This is a genomic window from Weissella paramesenteroides ATCC 33313 (assembly GCF_000160575.1).
GTDB lineage: Bacteria > Bacillota > Bacilli > Lactobacillales > Lactobacillaceae > Weissella > Weissella paramesenteroides.
Genome location: NZ_GG697129.1, coordinates 112661 through 131742 on the forward strand (window position 1 = coordinate 112661; position 19082 = coordinate 131742).

The 19082-nt window shown below is 39.3% G+C and carries 16 protein-coding genes and 1 other annotated feature (1 of these 17 cut by a window edge); of the genes, 2 read left to right on the forward strand and 14 right to left on the reverse strand.

Annotated features, from left to right (window positions below):
- Window positions 1-201: a binding site (T-box leader), on the reverse strand; it reaches 8 nt to the left of the window's first position.
- A gap of 37 nt (window positions 202-238) precedes the next feature.
- Complete coding sequence (locus tag HMPREF0877_RS03420; protein ID WP_002827821.1) at window positions 239-598, reverse strand: winged helix-turn-helix transcriptional regulator; 360 nt, start codon at window positions 596-598, stop codon at window positions 239-241.
- Window positions 599-770: 172 nt separating this feature from the next.
- Here HMPREF0877_RS03420 and HMPREF0877_RS03425 point away from each other — a divergent pair, with 172 nt between their 5' ends.
- Window positions 771-1970: an MFS transporter gene (locus HMPREF0877_RS03425; protein ID WP_242648996.1), complete on the forward strand. Its 1200-nt coding sequence runs from the start codon at window positions 771-773 to the stop codon at window positions 1968-1970.
- A 93-nt stretch (window positions 1971-2063) separates the two neighbouring features.
- Here HMPREF0877_RS03425 and HMPREF0877_RS03430 read toward each other — a convergent pair whose 3' ends face one another.
- Both HMPREF0877_RS03430 and HMPREF0877_RS03435 read right to left on the reverse strand, forming a co-directional pair.
- Window positions 2064-2543, reverse strand: coding sequence for an HD domain-containing protein (locus HMPREF0877_RS03430; RefSeq protein ID WP_002827823.1), 480 nt, complete (start codon window positions 2541-2543; stop codon window positions 2064-2066).
- Between the two features lie 42 nt (window positions 2544-2585).
- Window positions 2586-3356: a TrmH family RNA methyltransferase gene (locus HMPREF0877_RS03435; RefSeq protein WP_040760495.1), complete on the reverse strand. Its 771-nt coding sequence runs from the start codon at window positions 3354-3356 to the stop codon at window positions 2586-2588.
- Window positions 3357-3449: 93 nt separating this feature from the next.
- Here HMPREF0877_RS03435 and femX point away from each other — a divergent pair, with 93 nt between their 5' ends.
- Complete coding sequence (femX, locus tag HMPREF0877_RS03440) at window positions 3450-4466, forward strand: UDP-N-acetylmuramoylpentapeptide-lysine N(6)-alanyltransferase (RefSeq protein ID WP_002827826.1); 1017 nt, start codon at window positions 3450-3452, stop codon at window positions 4464-4466.
- Window positions 4467-4569: 103 nt separating this feature from the next.
- Here femX and prfB read toward each other — a convergent pair whose 3' ends face one another.
- The 11 genes from prfB to HMPREF0877_RS03495 form a co-directional block, all read right to left on the reverse strand.
- Window positions 4570-5685, reverse strand: coding sequence for a peptide chain release factor 2 (gene prfB, locus HMPREF0877_RS03445; RefSeq protein ID WP_040760497.1), 1116 nt, complete (start codon window positions 5683-5685; stop codon window positions 4570-4572).
- A 182-nt stretch (window positions 5686-5867) separates the two neighbouring features.
- Window positions 5868-8234 (reverse strand): preprotein translocase subunit SecA, encoded by a 2367-nt coding sequence (gene secA, locus HMPREF0877_RS03450; RefSeq protein ID WP_040760499.1) that lies wholly within the window; start codon window positions 8232-8234, stop codon window positions 5868-5870.
- 226 nt (window positions 8235-8460) lie between these two features.
- Entirely contained in the window at window positions 8461-9957 is a 1497-nt protein-coding gene (gene gltX, locus HMPREF0877_RS03455) for a glutamate--tRNA ligase (protein WP_002827829.1), read from the reverse strand.
- 122 nt (window positions 9958-10079) lie between these two features.
- Window positions 10080-11189: a PIN/TRAM domain-containing protein gene (locus HMPREF0877_RS03460; RefSeq protein ID WP_002827830.1), complete on the reverse strand. Its 1110-nt coding sequence runs from the start codon at window positions 11187-11189 to the stop codon at window positions 10080-10082.
- Between the two features lie 18 nt (window positions 11190-11207).
- The gene (gene radA, locus HMPREF0877_RS03465) at window positions 11208-12581 is read right to left on the reverse strand and encodes a DNA repair protein RadA (RefSeq protein WP_040760502.1); all 1374 of its coding nucleotides are present in this window, start codon (window positions 12579-12581) and stop codon (window positions 11208-11210) included.
- A gap of 10 nt (window positions 12582-12591) precedes the next feature.
- Window positions 12592-13134 carry a dCTP deaminase/dUTPase family protein gene (locus HMPREF0877_RS03470; protein ID WP_002827833.1) on the reverse strand — a complete coding sequence of 181 codons (543 nt, stop codon included), beginning with the start codon at window positions 13132-13134 and terminating at the stop codon, window positions 12592-12594.
- 98 nt (window positions 13135-13232) lie between these two features.
- Window positions 13233-13511, reverse strand: a complete 279-nt coding sequence (locus tag HMPREF0877_RS03475) for a GNAT family N-acetyltransferase (RefSeq protein WP_002827834.1) — start codon at window positions 13509-13511, stop codon at window positions 13233-13235.
- A gap of 54 nt (window positions 13512-13565) precedes the next feature.
- Window positions 13566-14108, reverse strand: coding sequence for an NlpC/P60 family protein (locus HMPREF0877_RS03480; protein ID WP_002827835.1), 543 nt, complete (start codon window positions 14106-14108; stop codon window positions 13566-13568).
- Window positions 14109-14173: 65 nt separating this feature from the next.
- Window positions 14174-15421 carry a LysM peptidoglycan-binding domain-containing protein gene (locus HMPREF0877_RS03485; protein WP_002827836.1) on the reverse strand — a complete coding sequence of 416 codons (1248 nt, stop codon included), beginning with the start codon at window positions 15419-15421 and terminating at the stop codon, window positions 14174-14176.
- Window positions 15422-15723: 302 nt separating this feature from the next.
- Complete coding sequence (locus tag HMPREF0877_RS03490) at window positions 15724-17796, reverse strand: ATP-dependent Clp protease ATP-binding subunit (protein ID WP_002827837.1); 2073 nt, start codon at window positions 17794-17796, stop codon at window positions 15724-15726.
- A 211-nt stretch (window positions 17797-18007) separates the two neighbouring features.
- Complete coding sequence (locus tag HMPREF0877_RS03495; protein ID WP_050755309.1) at window positions 18008-19015, reverse strand: zinc-binding alcohol dehydrogenase family protein; 1008 nt, start codon at window positions 19013-19015, stop codon at window positions 18008-18010.
- Between the last annotated feature and the right edge of the window lie 67 nt (window positions 19016-19082).

The following is a 19082-nucleotide window of genomic DNA, read 5'->3' on the forward strand; positions in this document are numbered from 1 at the left end:
CGCTAATTAACGTGGTACCACCCAAAAAATTCAGTAATCTTACAAAGATTACCCTCAGTTATCTGTTAACGGTGATAGACCGCATCAACTTTTCACTGATGAACTCCTGACTGAAATTCAGTGCTTTCAAAGACAGGCTCTCACCACTTCCTGCTCGCTAATCTTTAAAAAGGTACCTACTAGGTCATTCATTGTTTCTTGCTCTATTGTACAAACTTTATTTTAACTTTTCAAGTTTCTATTTTGCAGGGCACTGCCACTTATCTGACCACTCATGAATTGCCGTCATCATATCACGCATTGATTCACCACGTGCTGTTAACGCATATTCAATCAAAGCCGAATCATCATAAGTACGTCGCTCAACAATATCTGCAGCTTCTAACTCCTTCAAACGTTCAACTAACACGCGGTCTGAACATTTTGATACTGATTGTGCTAGGTCTTTAAAACGGCGTGGTCCATTGACAAGCAACGTTTCAATAATCATACCATTCCATTTGCGACCAAGAATTTCAAAGGTTGCGACAAACTTATCACATAATTTATTTTCACATAATTCTGCAGCATCGGTCGCCTTATCGGTTACAACTACCATATTTTTTCTCCTTAACTAGCTATATTTCTCTTCTCGTATATTCATTCTATGCTTTACTTACAAAAAATGCACGGAATAACTTCTAATTCCCACATGACCCATTATATCGTCATTTATTGCGCACGAAAAGAGGCGATTTGACAGAAGGTGTATAGTTATTTAGGAAATTTTTTTGAAAGATAGGTACAGTATTACGTCAAATAGTGACTCCTCTAGCATTTTTAATGCAACTTTTATTCAATTGTTTATTATTCAAATTCTTAGTATGATGACTTTTTACAGTCTATTTGTCATCATTGGTCCATATGCGGTTCATACCTACCATGTTAGTACAACCATTGCTGGCTTAATAACTGGTATGACCATTATTGGTACAATGGTGGCCCGCTTTAGTGCCGGTATCATGACGGCAAAATTTAGTGCTAAAAAATTAACGATTCTAAGCATGATTATTCTCGTACCAATCCTACTTGCTTATCAATACGAAGGTGGGATTATCTACCTGTTGATCATTCGTTTTATTCAAGGATTAGCAGTGGGCTTAACTGGTACAGTTACTAACACAGCAGTCATTAATGTGATTCCTCTTGCACGACGAGCAGAAGGCATCGCATACTTCTCATTAGCCACTATCTTAGGAACCGCATTTGGTCCTTTCTTAGCACTATTGATTGAACAGCATTATTCATATACCATCTTATTTTGGTTAGAATTTGTTACCGGTGTGGTTGCTTTGATTGCTTCATTTCTAATTGACGCAAAAAAAGTCACTATTAAAGCAACGTCAACAAATAAAAAATTTAATTTAAAAACATTGATTGAGCCAAAAGTTCTGGGTATCTCTTTGACCCTTGGCTTTGTTACATTTGGTTATGCTGCTCTACAATCCGAACTAGATTTTTATGCCAGTGATTTAAACTTAGTAACTTTTGCATCTTATTTTTTCTTGGTATATGCCCTGGCCATACTAGTTTCTCGGCCGCTAGTTGGTCGATTAATGGATAATAAAAATGAAAATTATGTTGTTTACCCAGCATTAATTATCTTGGCGATTGGTTTATTTATTCTTGGTAAAATGTCAAACGGCTGGATGATGTTACTTGCTGCCATTTTGATTGGTTTTGGATTTGGTAATTTTCAGTCTGCCGTACAATCAACAACGACACAAATGGTGCCTGCTGATCGTTTAACACAGACAACCGCCACTTATTTTATTTGTTATGAATTTTCATTGGGATTTGGCCCCTCTATCATTGGTTTTATCCAGCCAATGCTTGGTTACCAAAACTTATTTATCGTGATGGCAGTGATTGCACTAATTGGTATTATCCTTTACTACTTTATTCACGGTCGCAAAGTCAGCGCTCACTGATTAAAACAATAAAAAATTAAAAGGCTAGCTTTATTCTGATGATCAATACATCAAAATAAGGCTAGCCTTTTCTATTTTCTGTCACTTTTATCGTTAGTTCGTATGGAATAAACGTTTCATACGAGCTGACGCTGGTGAGAAAAATTCAGCAACTGCCAAATAATCATCAACCAAATCAACTAATAAACTTTCACGATAATGTGGTAATTCACTCGTGGCACCCCACATATGTTTTAAAATAATATCCTTTTCCATTGGAGAAAGATTGGTTATTTTTTCAGCATTACGCAGAGCAACTCGCGGATGAATAAACGCATGTGAGCCTAGTTCAAACTTTGTTTCACACCAATCGTAGAAAAACAAATCATGCAACACTCCTGCGCGTGCGACTGCTGTAGCATTTAAACCAAAGCGTAAAGCTAAGCGATAACTAACGTAAGAGACTGTAATACAGTGTGTTAATCGATCAGAATGATGATGTTGTGTATAATTTGCCATTTCCTGTACTTGCGGATGTGACAACAAATCTTTCACAATATCACTATATACTTTATCTTTTTGCCAATCTAGCATTGCTCTTCCCCCTCGCACAAACCTAGATTACTTTATAAATCTTTAACGAGCCTTTAATGCAAACATTGCGATACCAGCTGCAACTGCAACATTTAATGACTCAGCCTGACCGGAGATTGGAATATATAGATTCTGAGTTGTCATCTTTGCCAATTCTGGTTGCATGCCTTGCCCTTCATTCCCCATAATTAAAGCAAATTGTGTCTGCGCTGGCACAGTAAAGACATCTGCAGCTTCTGGATCTAATTGCGTGCCATAGACGTTCATACCATTTTGTGTAAATGATGCTGTCCAGTCTGCTAAATTACCAGTTGTTGTTGTTAGATGGAATTGTGAACCTTGCATTGCACGCAATGCTTTTGGTGAATATGGATCAACTGAGCCATGACCAAATACAACACCCGTAAATCCAGCAGCATCTGCCGTTCTGACCATTGTACCGACATTACCCGGATCTTGAATCGCATCCAAAAACAGCCAAGCACCATCATGAATAAATTGTGGTTCACGCGTGGCACTAGGTAATGACACTTCTGCAAAAATGCCTTGTGGTGTCACCAAATCCGATAACTTTTTCGCAATGTCATCTGTAATTTCAAAAACGGGTACGCCTAGCGGTAATTCCTCCTGGTGTTCTGCTAATTGTTCTGCCGTTCCCATCACTGCGTGTAATTTACCATCATGTTGAATAGCTTCTTGCACTAAATGCCAACCATCAAGTAGATAAGTTTCACTGGCTTGACGGCCTTTTTTAGTCTGTAATTTTTGCCATGCTTTGACACGGCTATTTTTTGCTGATTTAATAGTTTCCATAAAGTTCATTATACGCTAAAAACAATTTTATTGCCTATGTTATAATTCATAAGGAGATCTAAATTAGCCATATGCTAAAGAAAGAAGGATAACATGCCAGTTTTAGATTTAAGTGACACGGCAGCTGTCAAAAAATATGAAGAATTTGTGCAACACTCACCTTATGGCCAAGTCGGACAAGATCTAGGTTGGGCAAAAATTAAAAATAATTGGGAGCCACGTTACGCTTACGTCACTGACGAAGCCGGTAATATCATTGCTGCGATTTCAATGCTATTGACCCAAACAAAATTAGGTAAAAAATTTGCCTATGCTTCAAAAGGTCCGGTCATGGATATTACTAACCTTGATTTATTAGAACAATTAATGACCGAAGCAAAAAAAGCACTAGCTGATGATGATGCTTATGTCATCCGCATGGATCCAGAAGTTCTTTATTCTGATGAATTGAATACGCAACTTCAGGAACATGGCTTCGAAACACGCAACCGTAATGTTGCTGATGAAGGGATGCATGCAACGATTCAACCCCGTCTAAATATGGTGTTGGATCTAAAAGCAAAACCAGATGCAAAAGAGACCTTTGATTTATACCCATCAAAAACAAAGTCAAAATTAAAACGACCAATGCGTGATGGTGTAAAGGTCCGCTATGGTAGCGATACCGCCGCAATGGATGCCTTTTATGAAACTTATGTCAATATGGCCAATCGTCATGGTATCACTTATCGTCCGAAGGATTACTTCGAACGTATGCGTGATGCTTTTGGTGACAATGGTATCATGCGCGTTTACATAGCAGAACGCGAGGGTGAGTTACTCTCAACTGGTATTGGTTTTAAATACGGTCGTAAAATTTGGTACATGTATGCAGGTTCAAATGATGGTCCTACTTACTATGCTCCTTATGCTGTTCAAACGGCAATGATTCAATGGGCTCTCGATGAAGGTGTCGACCTGTATGATATGGGTGGAATTGAATCACAATCAACTGACGATGGACTCTATGTCTTTAAGCACACTTTTATTAAGGCTGATCCGCTAGAATACATCGGTGAAATTGATTTAGTATTAGACGATGCTGCCTATACTGAATTAGTTCGTAAATAGATACTAAAATGAATGCAACAAAAAACTGAATCCATCAACCTGTCCATCTCAATTTGGTAGGTTGGTGGATTCAGTTTTTTTGCAATAACCTTCAACACACTTTTTATTCAGGGTTTTGTTCTGATAAACGCCAACGTAGGTAAGCATTAATAAATGGATCTAAATCACCATCCATCACTGCTTGCGGATTGCCCGACTCGAAACCATCACGATGGTCTTTTACCATACGATAAGGTTGGAAAACATACGACCTAATTTGCGAGCCCCACCCATTTTCTAAATGGTCACCAGCAATCGCTGCACGTTCCTTTTCTTTTTTATCCATCTCTAATTGGTACAGTTTTGCACGTAGCATGGCATAAGCTGTATCTTTATTTTGAAATTGTGAACGCTGTTGTTGTGAAGCAACCACAATACCAGTTGGTATATGCGTTAAGCGGACCGCAGATGATGTTTTATTGATATGCTGACCACCTGCTCCTGATGCACGATAAACATCCATCTTAACATCAGCCGGATTAATATCTACCTCTACCGAATCATCTAGTTCAGGCATCACATCAATTGACACGAATGATGTATGCCGACGACCAGCAGAATCAAATGGTGAAATACGCACAAACCGATGTACACCACGCTCTGAGCGTAGATATCCATAGGCATTATGTCCCGTAATCATTAGTGTCACTGAATCAACACCAGCAACATCCCCAGGATGATAGTCCATAATATCTACTTTAAATCCGTGTTGCTCTGCCCAACGTGTGTACATACGCTGCAGGTTGGCACCCCAGTCAGCAGATTCAGTCCCACCTGAACCAGGATGAATCTCTAAAATAGCATTATTTTTATCATATGGCTCATTTAGTAACTGTGCTAAGCGATAAGCCGATAAATCTTCACTTAGTTTATCCAAATCATCAGCCATCTCGGTTGCCATATCTTCATCATAAAGTTCACTTAACAGATCAATGGCTGCCTCTACATTTTCAACGCCGTTTGCCAATTTTAAATAATCATCACGGCGCCCCTTTAAGACATTATTTTCATCAATAATTTTTTGTGCCGCAACATTGTCTTGCCAAAAATCAGGTTCAACCATTTTTGCTTCATTTGCTGCGATCTCATCATTCAATGCGTCTAAATCCAACGAATCACCGAATTTTTCGATTTCTGCGGACATGTCAGCTAATTTGCGACGTGCTTCAGATATTTCCATTATTTCCTCCCTGTAAGCATTACAAATAAACGCCAGACAAATGATGTCTCTACCAAAAGGCCTCTTTTGTGACACATAAAAGCCCGCAATCTAACATTAACTACCGCCAGATTCCGGGCTTGCCCGACTAAGAAATTATTCATTATTCTTAATCGCATCACTTTGTTTCAATAGATGTTTATTTACCGAACATTTTGACGGATTTCTGACTTCATAAATAGTCGCGTGACATCATATTCAACACCCGCAATCATTTCATCAAACATACGGAAACCTTCATTCTGATACTCAATCAATGGATTCAATTGACCGTAACCACGCAGTTGAATTGCATCACGAAGTTGGTTCATCGCTTCCATATGGTCAGTCCATTGGGCATCGACCACACGTAGAATAACTACTCGAGTAAATTGTAAGAGACGTTCTTCATCGTCACCAAGCGCATGGCGCTTTTCATCATACATATCCTTAGCGCGACGATAGATTTCATCCTCAATTTCTTGGGCTGACTTACCTTGTAAATCTGCAACCTTAATTGAATTAACCGGTACGATGGTTGCTTGCGCAAATTCAACGATTGCATCAAGATGCCATTCTTTTGGTTTACCGATTGTTTGATTCTTGATCACTCGATGTATCGTACGTTCAACCATTGGTAGCAATACGTCTCTTAAGGACTTTTCCTCATCAATGACTTGATTTCGGTTTGCATAGAAGGCGTTACGTTGTTGTGACATGACGTCGTCGTACTGCAACACATGCTTACGAGAATCATAGTTATTTCCCTCAACACGCTTTTGAGCAGACTCAACTGAACGCGTAATCAAACCATTACGGATAACAGCATCTTCATCACCCATATTCATACTTTCCATCAAATTCTTAATACGTTCACCACCGAAGCGAATCATCAAATCATCTTCTAGTGACAAGAAGAACTGTGAGTATCCTTTATCTCCCTGACGTCCAGAACGACCACGGAGTTGGTTATCAATTCGACGAGATTCATGTCGCTCAGTACCAATAACCGCTAAACCACCCATCTCAGCCACACCAGGGCCTAATTTAATATCGGTACCACGACCGGCCATGTTAGTAGCAATCGTAACCGCACCACGTTGACCAGCATTAGCAATGATTTCAGCTTCACGGGCGTGATTCTTCGCATTCAACACATTGTGTGGAATACCTGCTTTATCCAATAATTGTGAGAGCAACTCTGAAGTTTCCACGGCAACTGTACCAATTAGAATTGGTTGTCCTTTTTCATGCAAGTCCATAACAAGCTGTAATACTGCGTTAAACTTTGACTTTAAATTAGGATACAACAAATCAGGTTCATCCACTCGTTGGATTGGCTTATTTGTTGGAATCGTCGTAATTTCCATATTATAAATTTCACGGAATTCATCCGCTTCAGTCTTAGCCGTACCAGTCATACCTGATAATTTGTTGTATTGACGGAACAAATTCTGGTAGGTGATTGACGCCATGGCACGATTATCTTCTTGAATTTGTACTTGCTCCTTTGCTTCCAAAGCTTGATGCAAGCCATCAGAGAAACGTCGACCTTCTTGAATACGACCTGAAAAGGCATCAACTAATACAACCTCACCATCACGAACAACATAATCTTTGTTATTAAACATGGTGTAATTTGCACGCAATGCTTGATCAATATGGTGAGTCAATGCGACATTCCCGGTACCATAAAGATTCTCTAGATTAAAGTATTTCTCACCCTTGGCAATTCCTTCATCGTTCAACAGAACTGATTTTGATTCATGATCAACCTTGAAATCTTCATCTTCAGTTAATGACTTTGCAAAACGATCTGCGCGAATATATAGTTGCGTACTTGTTTGTGCTGGTGCACCAGAAATAATCAAAGGTGTACGAGCCTCATCAATCAAAATAGAATCAGTCTCGTCAACTAGCGCAAAATTTAAGCCGCGCTGAACACGATCTTCTTTACGTGCCACCATGTTGTCACGTAGGTAATCGAATCCAATTTCTGAATTTGTTGTATAGGTAATATCGCAAAGATATGCTGCACGTTTTTCATCTGGTGATAACTCAGTCAAGTTGATACCAACTGTTAGTCCTAACCACTTGTAAAGTTGACCCATTTCTTCACCATCTCGTTGGGTCAAGTATTCATTGACTGTAACAACATGGACACCTTTTTGAGGTAAGGCATTTAAATAAACTGCCATTGTTGCCGTAAGTGTTTTTCCTTCACCAGTCTTCATTTCTGCAATATTACCACCATGCAAAACTGCTGATCCCATAATTTGTACCCGGAATGGATACAATCCTAACACACGTTTTGCACCTTCACGAACAACCGCAAAGGCTTCTGGTAAAATATCGTCTAATGTTTGACCATTTTTCAATAAGTCTCGAAAATATGGTGTTTTTGCTTGTAGTTCTTCATCAGATAAGGCTGCCATTTCGTCGGCATGGGCTTCCACTTTATCAGCCAAGTGACCCAAGCGGCGTAATTTTCCTTTATCACTTTCAATAATTGTACGTAATGGATTAGCCATCTTTATCTTCCCTCTCATCGGTCATTATTAGCTATTTTTCGCTAATTATACTAAGTAACATTCTAACATACTGATGACCATAGTGACATGACTTTTAGTATAAAAGTGCCTGAAACGTTATTAACCATATATAAACTGAAAAAGACCATCAGCCTACCGCTTTAAAGCCAGTAGACTGATGATCTTGAACAAATCTTTATTACACTTTCATCTAAACAAACATTTATTATAAGAACTCGCGGATATTTGCTAAGGTCTGCTCACGACCTAGTAATTCAAGCAATTCTCCTAGATTAGGACCTTGCTCTTCACGAGTTGTTGCAATACGTAATGGATTCCAAAGTGCGCGACCCTTAACATCCATTTCATTTTGAATCTCACGAATTGCATGTAATACTGCAGTCGCTGTAAAGATTGGCATTTTTTCAATCTTATCGATGAATAGCGTCAACATATCCTTTACATTATCCCCATTCATCCACTCTTTAGCAGAATCAGGAATATCAGCAGCTGCTGGCATTTCAAAGAATACTGGCTTAATAAGCGGTACAATTTGTGCAGTGTATGAAACACCGTCCATATAGACATTCATCACTGAACGCAACCATTGCATCTTTTCAGCTGTCAACTCAGCAGGATCAACAACCTTTGAATAAACCAATTGTTTAATCAACTTATCAAAAACCATATTTTGGTCAGCGGTCTTGATCCATTGGTTATTAACCCATTCCAGTTTCTTATTATCAAATTTAGCAGGTGACTTTGATAAACGATTTTCATCAAAAATCTTAACCAATTGTTTCTTGTTGAAGATTTCCTTTTCACCAACTGGTGACCATCCAAGCAATACGATGAAGTTCAACAAGGCCTCAGGTAGGTAGCCCAAAGAACGGTATTGTTCGATGAATTGCAAAACTGTTTCGTCACGCTTTGACAACTTTTTACCAGTATCACCGTTAATAATCAATGTCATATGCCCAAAGATTGGTGCTTCCCAACCAAAGGCCTCATAAATCATTAATTGCTTAGGAGTATTCGATACGTGATCATCCCCACGCAATACATGAGAAATCTCCATCATGTGGTCATCAACAACAACCGCAAAATTGTATGTTGGCATACCATCAGCTTTTTGAATGACCCAATCACCACCCACAGTTGATGAATTAATTGAGATTTTACCCTTAACAATATCATCCCAAGCATAATCTTTATCCTCAGGGACACGGAAACGAACAACATAAGGCAAGCCTTTTGCTTCAGCATCAGCTTGGAATGCAGCTATTTCTTCATCAGACATATCTGCATATTCATAAACATAGTGTGGTGCTTCCTTTGCAGCAACTTGTGCCTCACGTTCAGCAGCCAATTCTTCTGAGGTTTTAAATGAACGATATGCTAGCCCACGATCCAACAAGTCTTGAATAAGTGGCTTGTAAATTGACAAACGTTCAGATTGACGATAAGGACCATACTTTCCTGGATTAGCTGGAGATTCATCCCAGTCTAAACCAAGCCAAGCTAAATTATCTAACTGTGACTTTTCACCATCAGCAATATTACGCGTCTGGTCTGTATCCTCAATACGGATGATAAATTCACCCTTATGGTGACGGGCAAATAACCAGTTAAATAATGCAGTACGGGCATTTCCAATATGCAAATGTCCAGTTGGTGATGGTGCGTAACGCACTCGAATTTTCTTTTCGGTAGTCTCAGCCATGCTAATCGACACTCCTCTTTATCTTATATTTCTAAATATATACCGACTACTAATATACCGCGCTTTCTCGCACGATTCAATGTGTTCTATTGATTAAATGTTTAATTTTTTTAAATTAACTGTTATTTTTCAATAACCGTACCAAAAATCATACGACCTGCATCTGTTTGCAAGGCCGATGTCACTTCAACTGTCACTGTTTTTTGTAGATATTTGCGTCCTTCTTCAGCAACAACCATTGTACCATCATCAAGGTATCCAACAGCTTGCTGGCGTTCGGTACCATTTTTTACCAACAAAACAGATAAATGATCACCCACGGCCACACGTGGACGTAGTGCACCAGCTAATTCGTTAATATTCAAAACTTGCACATTTTGAAACTTGGTAACCTTGTTCAAATTATAATCATTAGTAACTAAAACACCATTGATATCTTCTGCTAAACGAATTAATTTCTCGTCAACTTCAGAAATATCTTCATAGTCACCTTCCCACATTTCAAGTGGCACATTATTGTTTTCACGTAACTCATTTAGAACATCAAGTCCTCTACGACCACGCACCCGCTTTAATGATTCACCTGCATCAGCAATATACTGTAGCTCATAAAGTACAAAGTTTGGTACTAATAGCGTTCCCTCAATAAAGCCAGTTTTAACAAGATCAAGGATACGACCATCTATCAAAATATTGGTATCCAAAATTTTGTAATGATGGTAATTTGTCTCAACCTCCGTCAAAACATCGCCGCGACTGATTTCATCTTGTGGACGTACCTTTTTTGTTCGTCCCGTTAGCGTTGGCAACAATTTTCGCCATTCATCAATTCTTGTCGTACCTAATCGGAACCCTAAATACCCCAGTAATGCCATAACGATAACTGGTACCACGCCACTTAAGAAAAAGTTGTTCATATGCTGTAAAGGCACAGTGATTACAACCGCAATAACCAATCCAATTAAAGTTGTTAATGAACCAATTAGTAATAATAGTGGCGATTGCTTGTTCAAATAATTTTCAATACGATGAATCATCTGATCAACTGGTCGCCATAGTGGCAAACTTAATAAATAAAAAATAATAGCACCTAGAATAAAATTGACAATAATGTTATTAATCCATACATGGTCCGCTAAATTAAAAATACGCCATACTATTGGAAGTAATGTGATAGCAATTGCCCCACCAGCAAGTAAAAAAATTCCCTGAATAATTCGTTTCCGTAACATATCATACTCCTTTCTGCATTATCCCAATGCGTTTTGTAATGCCTCTGACAAAGTCTTAGTTGGCATAATTTGAATGCCATCAATTCCTGCTAATTGTTCTGACACATGTTGTGGAACAAAAACTCGTTTAAATCCCAGCTTTTTTGCCTCATTTACACGTTCAACAACATTAGGTACGCGTCTAACTTCACCAGTTAGTCCAATCTCACCAATAAACGCATCTGTTGATCGTGTCTCAACATCATTGTAGCTTGAAGCAATCGCAATTGCGACAGCTAAGTCAATTGCTGGTTCATCAAGTTTAACACCACCGGCAGCTCGTACATAGGCATCTTGATTCTGTAGCAACAAGTTAGCTCGCTTTTCTAAGACTGCCATTAACAATGATACACGATTTCGGTCAATTCCTGAAGCTGTCCGTTGTGCATTGCCGAACACGGTTGGCGTCACCAATGCTTGGACCTCAACTAAAATTGGTCGTGTGCCTTCCATGGCCACAACGACTGCTGAGCCACTCGCATCTGCCAGGCGTTCTTCTAGAAAGAGATCTGATGGGTTCGATACTTCAACTAAACCGCCATGTTGCATATCAAAGACACCTAACTCATTGGTTGATCCAAATCGATTTTTAACGGCACGTAGTAATCTAAAACTTCGCTGATTGTCACCCTCAAAATATAGAACAGTATCGACCATATGCTCTAAAATTTTTGGCCCGGCAATCGCACCTTCTTTGGTAACATGACCAACAATAAAAATTGTAATATTATTGGTCTTTGCAATTTGCAATAACTCTGCAGTCGTCTCACGAATTTGGGCAACTGAGCCAACTGATGAACTGATATCTGGCTCTTGCATTGTTTGTATCGAATCAATGACAACAAATTCTGGCTTGGCTTCATCAATTGCCTGTCTGATTTGCTTCATGTCTGTCTCTGGGAACAGTAAAAAGTCTGAATCGCCACGAACACCTAATCGTTCTGCACGTAATTTAATTTGTGACGCACTCTCTTCACCTGCAATATATAGGACTTTATTTCCCATATTAGCTAGCTGACCAGAAATCTGTAGTAACAATGTTGATTTTCCAATTCCAGGATCACCACCAATCAGTACCATGGAACCGGGGACAATGCCACCACCAAGCACGCGGTTAAATTCCTCATTATCTGTCTTAATACGTGGTGTTTCTTCAATGTTGATTTCATTCAATCGTTCAACCTTAGCTACTTGGCCAGCTAGATTGATTCGTGACTTACGATCCACCTTTTCCGGTTGCATAACCTCTTCGACAAACGTTCCCCATGCACCACAATTAGCACATCGTCCCATGTATCGCTGTGAGACAAAACCACAATTTGAACAAACGAATTGGGTTTTTGTTTTTGCCATAATTCACCCCTTAGTTAATACCAGAGCTACCAAAGCCACCCTGGCGTGTTTTTTTAATCTGTTTTTGGTCATCGTCTGTAACCAGAAATGGCATAAAAATACCTTGACCAATCCGTTCACCCTTTTTAATTGTCACGTCATGTAGGCCAAAATTAATCATTTGAATAAAAATTTCACCTTCATTTTTAGGATTATCAACATAATCAGCATCAATGATGCCAACCCCATTTGGTAAAATTAATCCTCGCTTCAACGGATTTGATGAACGATTAGCAATCATCAAATACTCATCATCACCCATATAGGCTTTAATACCAGTTGGTACTAGTAATGGCTTGATAATTTTTGATGCTTGTTCGTCACTTTCAGACGTGACGACATCATTATGTCTTATCTGCCATAAAACTTTCAAAAATGGCATCCGCCAAATAGATGGTAATATAAAGTCCTCTGCTGCTTGAAAATCATATCCTGCAGCATGTTCTGTACTTCGACTTGGCAAACTCAAATTAGCGTTTGCATACTTATTAACGACAGCAAATCCTCGTTTCATCACAATTCCTCTCAAATAAATACTTAAGACTAAGTATAACTTAATTTCAAGGAAATTAAAAAGCACCCGTCGAAATAACGCGTGCTTTCAAAACAAACTTAATCTTTATAAGCTATTTTTTGATATTCTGGATTTCTAAAAAAGGCTTGTCGCGCGTAAGTACATACTGGTTTTAATTGTACATTAGCCTTTGTTGCACGATCAACGACTTCTGCCAACATTTGACCTGCAATGCCTTGTCCCCGAAGTTCTGGATCAACATACGTATGATCTATTGACCAAACTGCACCACCTAAAATTTCAGGAAATAATATTTCGGCATCAACAATGCCATCAGTTTCATGAAATAAGCGACCAGGTTCATAAGTAAATTCCATATTGAAACCTCCTGTCCTTATTATAACTGAAAAATGGCTTCATGACTGTTTTAACTACCTTATCGCACCAACAAAATCTGGTAACCATTTTCTTGAAATAGACTTAATTGTTACTTTTTCTGTAAATACGTCCACTGTCACATACTTACCACCGCCAATGTAAATACCGGCTGTTGTAGGCAACAGCGCACTTCCCCAGACTAATAAATCACCTGGTAAGGCCTCAGAAACCTGAAATTGTGTAACAGATTTCATTTGTTCACCAACTTCATGTGGAAACCCTACACCAACGACTTTGTTAAACATGTACTGAATTAAACCACCCGTATCGAATCCTTTATCGACACTCTGTCCATCCTTTAAATATGGTACATCAAGTACTTCTTCTAAAATCACTGTCAAACGCTCACAAATATTTTCCATAATCATTTGGAGCATTGTTCTTTGAATACGAGCTCCTGTTGTTTTACGAGCAAAATTAGAAGCAGTAATTTGTACTGGTTTATCTGCAACTGGTGGCTCAAATAAAATCTCTGCATCAGCTTGATCAAAATCATTAAAATGAACGACCCGTCCAGGTTCAATCTTAAATGGCATTTGTCTTTCACTCCTTTAATTATATAAAAAAAGACCCGCTAACGAGTCTCCTTAAATAATGGCTTTTATTGGTGAATGAATCCTGAAACTGATGACAAAGAAATTGTACGTGAATTGTACAACTTACCTGCATAGTTTGCTTCTGAAATTGTGATCGTACCATCTGAATTTACAGAATCAACAACAGCAACATGACCGTAAGCGCTAGCGCCACCAACACCAGGTGCGAAATATGCTACAGCTCCAACTGACGCTGTACTATTTACAGTATGACCAGCTGCAGTTGCTGATGATGGCCATGCTGAAGCATTACCCCAGTGATTACCGACCCAGCTTAAATCACCCTTAACGTACCACGTGCATTGTCCATATGGATAGGTGTTACCAGTTGTATCTGCTGAAACAACATTGTTACTTGCTGTAGAAGTTGCAACCTTTTGTGGTTGAGCTGCTGCTGAACTTGCTGCAGCCAATGACGCGTTTGCTGCTGACGTTGCAGCTGATTGTGCGGCTGCTGAGCTTGCTGCGGCCAATGATGCGTTTGCTGCTGACGTTGCAGCTGATTGTGCGGCTGCTGCATTTGCTGCTGACGTTGCAGCTGATTGTGCAGCAGCTGAGTTAGCTGCGGCCAATGATGCATTTGCTGCTGACGTTGCAGCTGATTGTGCAGCAGCTGAGTTAGCTGCGGCCAATGATGCGTTTGCTGCTGATGTTGCAGCTGATTGTGCGGCTGCTGAGCTTGCTGCAGCTAATGATGCATTTGCTGCTGATGTTGCAGCTGATTGTGCGGCTGCTGAACTTGCTGCAGCTAATGATGCATTTGCTGTTGACGTTGCAGCTGCTGAACTTGCTACTGGGGCACTACTTGCTTGAGTTGCTGAAGCAGTAAGGTTGATTGAATCACCAACATAGATAATTGATGAAGCTTGCAAACCTTGGTTAGCTGACAACAATTCTGACAAAGTCAAACCATTAGCATTAGCAATTGCCCACAAAGTGTCACCAGACTTTACAGTGTATGATGTTCCCTTTGCGGCTGGCTTTGTTGCAGCTGAAGATGCTGTTGATTGAGCTGACGTTGCTGATGAACCTGGTAATTCAATCTTTTGACCAGTAAGGATTAGATTTGCGTTAGCAATCTTGTTTGCTGAAACTAATTCGTCAACAGTCACGTGATGTGCGGCTGCTAAAGCATATAGCGTATCTCCAGATTTAACAGTAATAGAGTCAGCTGAAGCAACAACTGAACTTCCAGCCAATGCAGCTGCAGCTCCGGCGGTTGCTAATAGCGTATTTTTTACAGATGCGTGCATATTAAGTACCCCTTCAAACTAATTATTTGTTGTCTATATATTAAATAAGATTTGCCCACGAGAACATTTCTTAAGATTTTCTTTATTTTTACTACAAGCACTATTGTACGTTAGAGACTTTTCAAAAAGTTGCATTTAATGTTTCATTTATGTTACACAACACAAAAAGCTTAATTTCTGCTTTAATTTATGCACTTTACCCACTCAAAAAATTTCAACGACCTTGTCATTGTACAAAAAAAGACAGCGTTTGTAGTCGCTGTCTATATGATATTTATCTTTTTTTAAACATATTATGAATTTTATAGGGTACTTTTTGTGCCATCTTCAATCTGGATATTGTCATCCACTAGCTTAGTGGTTAATTGCTTAATATCTGGATTATCGAGATAAAAGTCTGCAATTTGATCTTCTAATTGTTCTTGAATAACACGACGTAGTGGTCTTGCTCCCATTTCTGGATTATATCCCAAATCAACGATCTTTTGCTTAACATCACTAGTAACATCAATGTGCAGTCCTTTTTCTGCAATTGCCGCATTCATGTCAGTAATCATTAAATCAACAATCTTCAACAGATTTTCTTTAGATAACGCATTGAATTCAACAATACCATCAAAACGGTTCAAGAACTCGGGCTTAAAGTATGGTGCTAGACGCTCTAATAGTTGTGATGAACCATGCTTATTTTCTGGATCAAAGCCAACCTTAGTATCCTTAACTCCGGTACCAGCATTCGATGTCATAATAATAATTGTATCTTTGAATGAAACAATATGACCTTGTGCATCTGTTAGACGACCATCATCAAGAATTTGTAGGAACATATTCATAACATCTGGATGTGCTTTTTCAACCTCATCTAACAAAATCAATGAGTATGGGCGCCGGCGAACTGCTTCTGTCAATTGACCAGCCTCTTCATAACCGACGTACCCTGCCGGAGCACCAATCAACTTTGAGACAGAATGCTTTTCCATATACTCTGACATATCGAAACGAATCATACTATCAGTTGTGCCGAATAATTCTTTTGCCAATTGCTTTGCTGTTTCAGTCTTTCCAACACCTGTAGGTCCAACAAACAAGAAACTACCAATTGGTCGTCCCGTTTTATTAAAGCCAACACGATTACGACGAATAGCACGTGCAATCTTTTCTGTTGCCTCATCTTGACCAATCACATGCTCTGCTAAATTATCACCTAAATGACGTAACTGTGTTTGCTCTGACTCAGCTAGTTCACCAACCGGAATACCTGTTTTCTCTTCAACGATTTTTTGAATATCCCCCACCGTTACCGTTTGGGCTGCTTCATTTTGTGGCGCCTGTTGCTTAACAGCTTGTAGCTGTAACTCTAAATTATTTACCTGATCACGTAATTGACTTGCTTTTTCATAATCTTCACGTTCGATTGCAGATTGCTTTTGCGCTTCTGTTGAGTGAATTTTATTTTCCAATTCCTTCGGATCTGCAATTTTTACGGACAAATTCTTTTTCGAACCTGCCTCATCAATTAAATCAATCGCCTTATCAGGCAAGAAACGATCTGAGATGTATCGATTTGAAAGGTTCACGGCGGCTTCTAACGCTTCATCCGCATACTTAACCTTGTGATAATCCTCATATCGTGAACGAATACCCTTTAAAATTTGCAGTGCTTCGTCTGTTGAAGGTTCATCAACTTGAACTGTTTGGAATCGACGAGCAATCGCTGCATCCTTCTCAATCTTACGGTATTCATTTAATGTAGTTGCTCCAATTAATTGGAATTCACCACGAGCTAACGCTGGCTTTAAAATGTTACCTGCGTCCATTGAACCTTCACCAGCAGTTCCGGCACCCATAATTTCATGAATTTCATCAATAAAGAGGATAACATCTTCACGCTTCGAAACTTCGTCCATCAATTGTTGCATACGCTCTTCGAATTGTCCACGTACACCCGTTCCTTGAACAAGTGATACCACATCCAATCGAATAACTTCCTTACCTTGTAACTTGCCTGGTACTTTAGCATTGACGATTGCCTGTGCTAATCCTTCAACAACCGCCGTCTTTCCAACACCAGCTTCTCCAATCAAAACTGGATTATTCTTAGTACGACGATTTAGTACTTCAATAACACGTGCAATTTCATCATCACGACCAATCACCGGATCAAACTTGCCCTTGCGTGCCATCTCCGTTAGGTTAATACCATATTGGTCAAGTAAACCATTGCCTTGTCCGCTATCGTTTCCACCGTTCCCACGTCCCATCTGTGTACGCGGTCCTTGCTGTGAACGCTGTGCTTGTTGTGTCCTTGCTGCTTCATTGTTCATCATACGAAAAATATCATCAAAACTTGAAAAACCAAATGGATCTTGTGCCATAATTACGGCCTCCTTACAATCTTTTTTATATTCATTACTCCCAGTAGGTCAACATTGACTCTCTTTTGACCTTTATTGACCTTGCTTACATTATCTATATTAGCACTCTAACACTGAGAGTGCAAATGTTTTTTATCGTTTTTTAGACAAAAAAAGAATGAATTTTAGTTTACATTAAAAATTCATTCTCTATCATTATTTTGTTCATTGATTAATATTTAATAACTAATTTGCCCAACATATTACCAGCAGAAACTTTTTGTTGTGCATCCTCTATGGTGGCGACTGATAGCCCATCAAGCGTTTGTGAAATGGTTGATTTAACAACTCCTGACGTGACTAGATTTGACAATAATTCCAGAGCGTCCCCTTGACTGGCAATATCTTGGCGAGCATTCGTTTTTGCAAACATAAATTCCCAATCTAACGATGCTGCCTTGTTTTTAATTAGACCTACTGGCAAAGGTTGTGTCGATTGTACAATGGCCCCAATATGGCCATAAGGACCAACCAACTCTGCTACTGCCTCAAAATGTTGATCAAGCGAATGCAGCACAGCAATATAAGGGACTTCATCGAATCCTAAGCGTTTCACTTCAGCCACATAATCTTTACGATGATTAACGACAAAATCAGCGCCCAATTGTTGCACCCATTCAATCGTCTCATCACGTGAAGCACTAGCGATCACAGTCATTCCTAACCACTTAGCTAATTGAATCATAATCGAACCTACACCACCGGCACCGTTAATAATAAGTAGTGCCTTACCAGTTGCAGACCCAGCTGTCATCTTAATGCCAAATTTATCAGCAAGCATTTCATAAGCCGTTAAAAATGTTAAAGGTAATGCGGCTGCTTCGACATCCGATAAATTATCTGGTGCTTTAGCAATTAAGTTCTCATTAACTGCTTCATACTCAGCATTAGATCCGGTACGACCTAGTTCGCCTGCAAAAAAGACCCGGTCACCAACTTTGTACTTTTTCACCTCACTACCAATTGAAACCACTGCACCTACGGCATCAAAGCCAAGAACACGCTCTTCTTTTGCTGCCATAGCTAACTCAAGCTGTTTAACATCAACTGGATTAACACTAGTAGCAGCCACCTTCACAAGAACATCATAGTTGCCAACACTAGGTAATGGTACGTTCTTTTCCGACAATGGTTCATTTTCGTCAATTGTTGTAACGACCGCCTTCATTAATTCTGTCATATTCATACTCCCTCAATGATAAATATTGAAATTTCTTTACGTACATCATACTATGAACGCCAAAAAA

Excerpts from the sequence above, each read along its gene's own strand:
- HMPREF0877_RS03430 (WP_002827823.1), bottom strand. The coding sequence starts at position 2,543 with ATGCTAGATTGGCAAAAAGATAAAGTATATAGTGATATTGTGAAAGAT.
- HMPREF0877_RS03420 (WP_002827821.1), bottom strand. The coding sequence starts at position 598 with ATGGTAGTTGTAACCGATAAGGCGACCGATGCTGCAGAATTATGTGAA.
- HMPREF0877_RS03470 (WP_002827833.1), bottom strand. The coding sequence starts at position 13,134 with ATGAAACGAGGATTTGCTGTCGTTAATAAGTATGCAAACGCTAATTTG.
- prfB (WP_040760497.1), bottom strand. The coding sequence starts at position 5,685 with ATGGAAATATCTGAAGCACGTCGCAAATTAGCTGACATGTCCGCAGAA.
- secA (WP_040760499.1), bottom strand. The coding sequence starts at position 8,234 with ATGGCTAATCCATTACGTACAATTATTGAAAGTGATAAAGGAAAATTA.
- gltX (WP_002827829.1), bottom strand. The coding sequence starts at position 9,957 with ATGGCTGAGACTACCGAAAAGAAAATTCGAGTGCGTTACGCACCATCA.
- femX (WP_002827826.1), top strand. The coding sequence starts at position 3,450 with ATGCCAGTTTTAGATTTAAGTGACACGGCAGCTGTCAAAAAATATGAA.
- HMPREF0877_RS03480 (WP_002827835.1), bottom strand. The coding sequence starts at position 14,108 with ATGCCATTTAAGATTGAACCTGGACGGGTCGTTCATTTTAATGATTTT.
- radA (WP_040760502.1), bottom strand. The coding sequence starts at position 12,581 with ATGGCAAAAACAAAAACCCAATTCGTTTGTTCAAATTGTGGTTTTGTC.
- HMPREF0877_RS03435 (WP_040760495.1), bottom strand. The coding sequence starts at position 3,356 with ATGGAAACTATTAAATCAGCAAAAAATAGCCGTGTCAAAGCATGGCAA.
- HMPREF0877_RS03460 (WP_002827830.1), bottom strand. The coding sequence starts at position 11,189 with ATGTTACGGAAACGAATTATTCAGGGAATTTTTTTACTTGCTGGTGGG.
- HMPREF0877_RS03490 (WP_002827837.1), bottom strand. The coding sequence starts at position 17,796 with ATGGCACAAGATCCATTTGGTTTTTCAAGTTTTGATGATATTTTTCGT.
- HMPREF0877_RS03485 (WP_002827836.1), bottom strand. The coding sequence starts at position 15,421 with ATGCACGCATCTGTAAAAAATACGCTATTAGCAACCGCCGGAGCTGCA.
- HMPREF0877_RS03475 (WP_002827834.1), bottom strand. The coding sequence starts at position 13,511 with ATGGAATTTACTTATGAACCTGGTCGCTTATTTCATGAAACTGATGGC.
- HMPREF0877_RS03495 (WP_050755309.1), bottom strand. The coding sequence starts at position 19,015 with ATGACAGAATTAATGAAGGCGGTCGTTACAACAATTGACGAAAATGAA.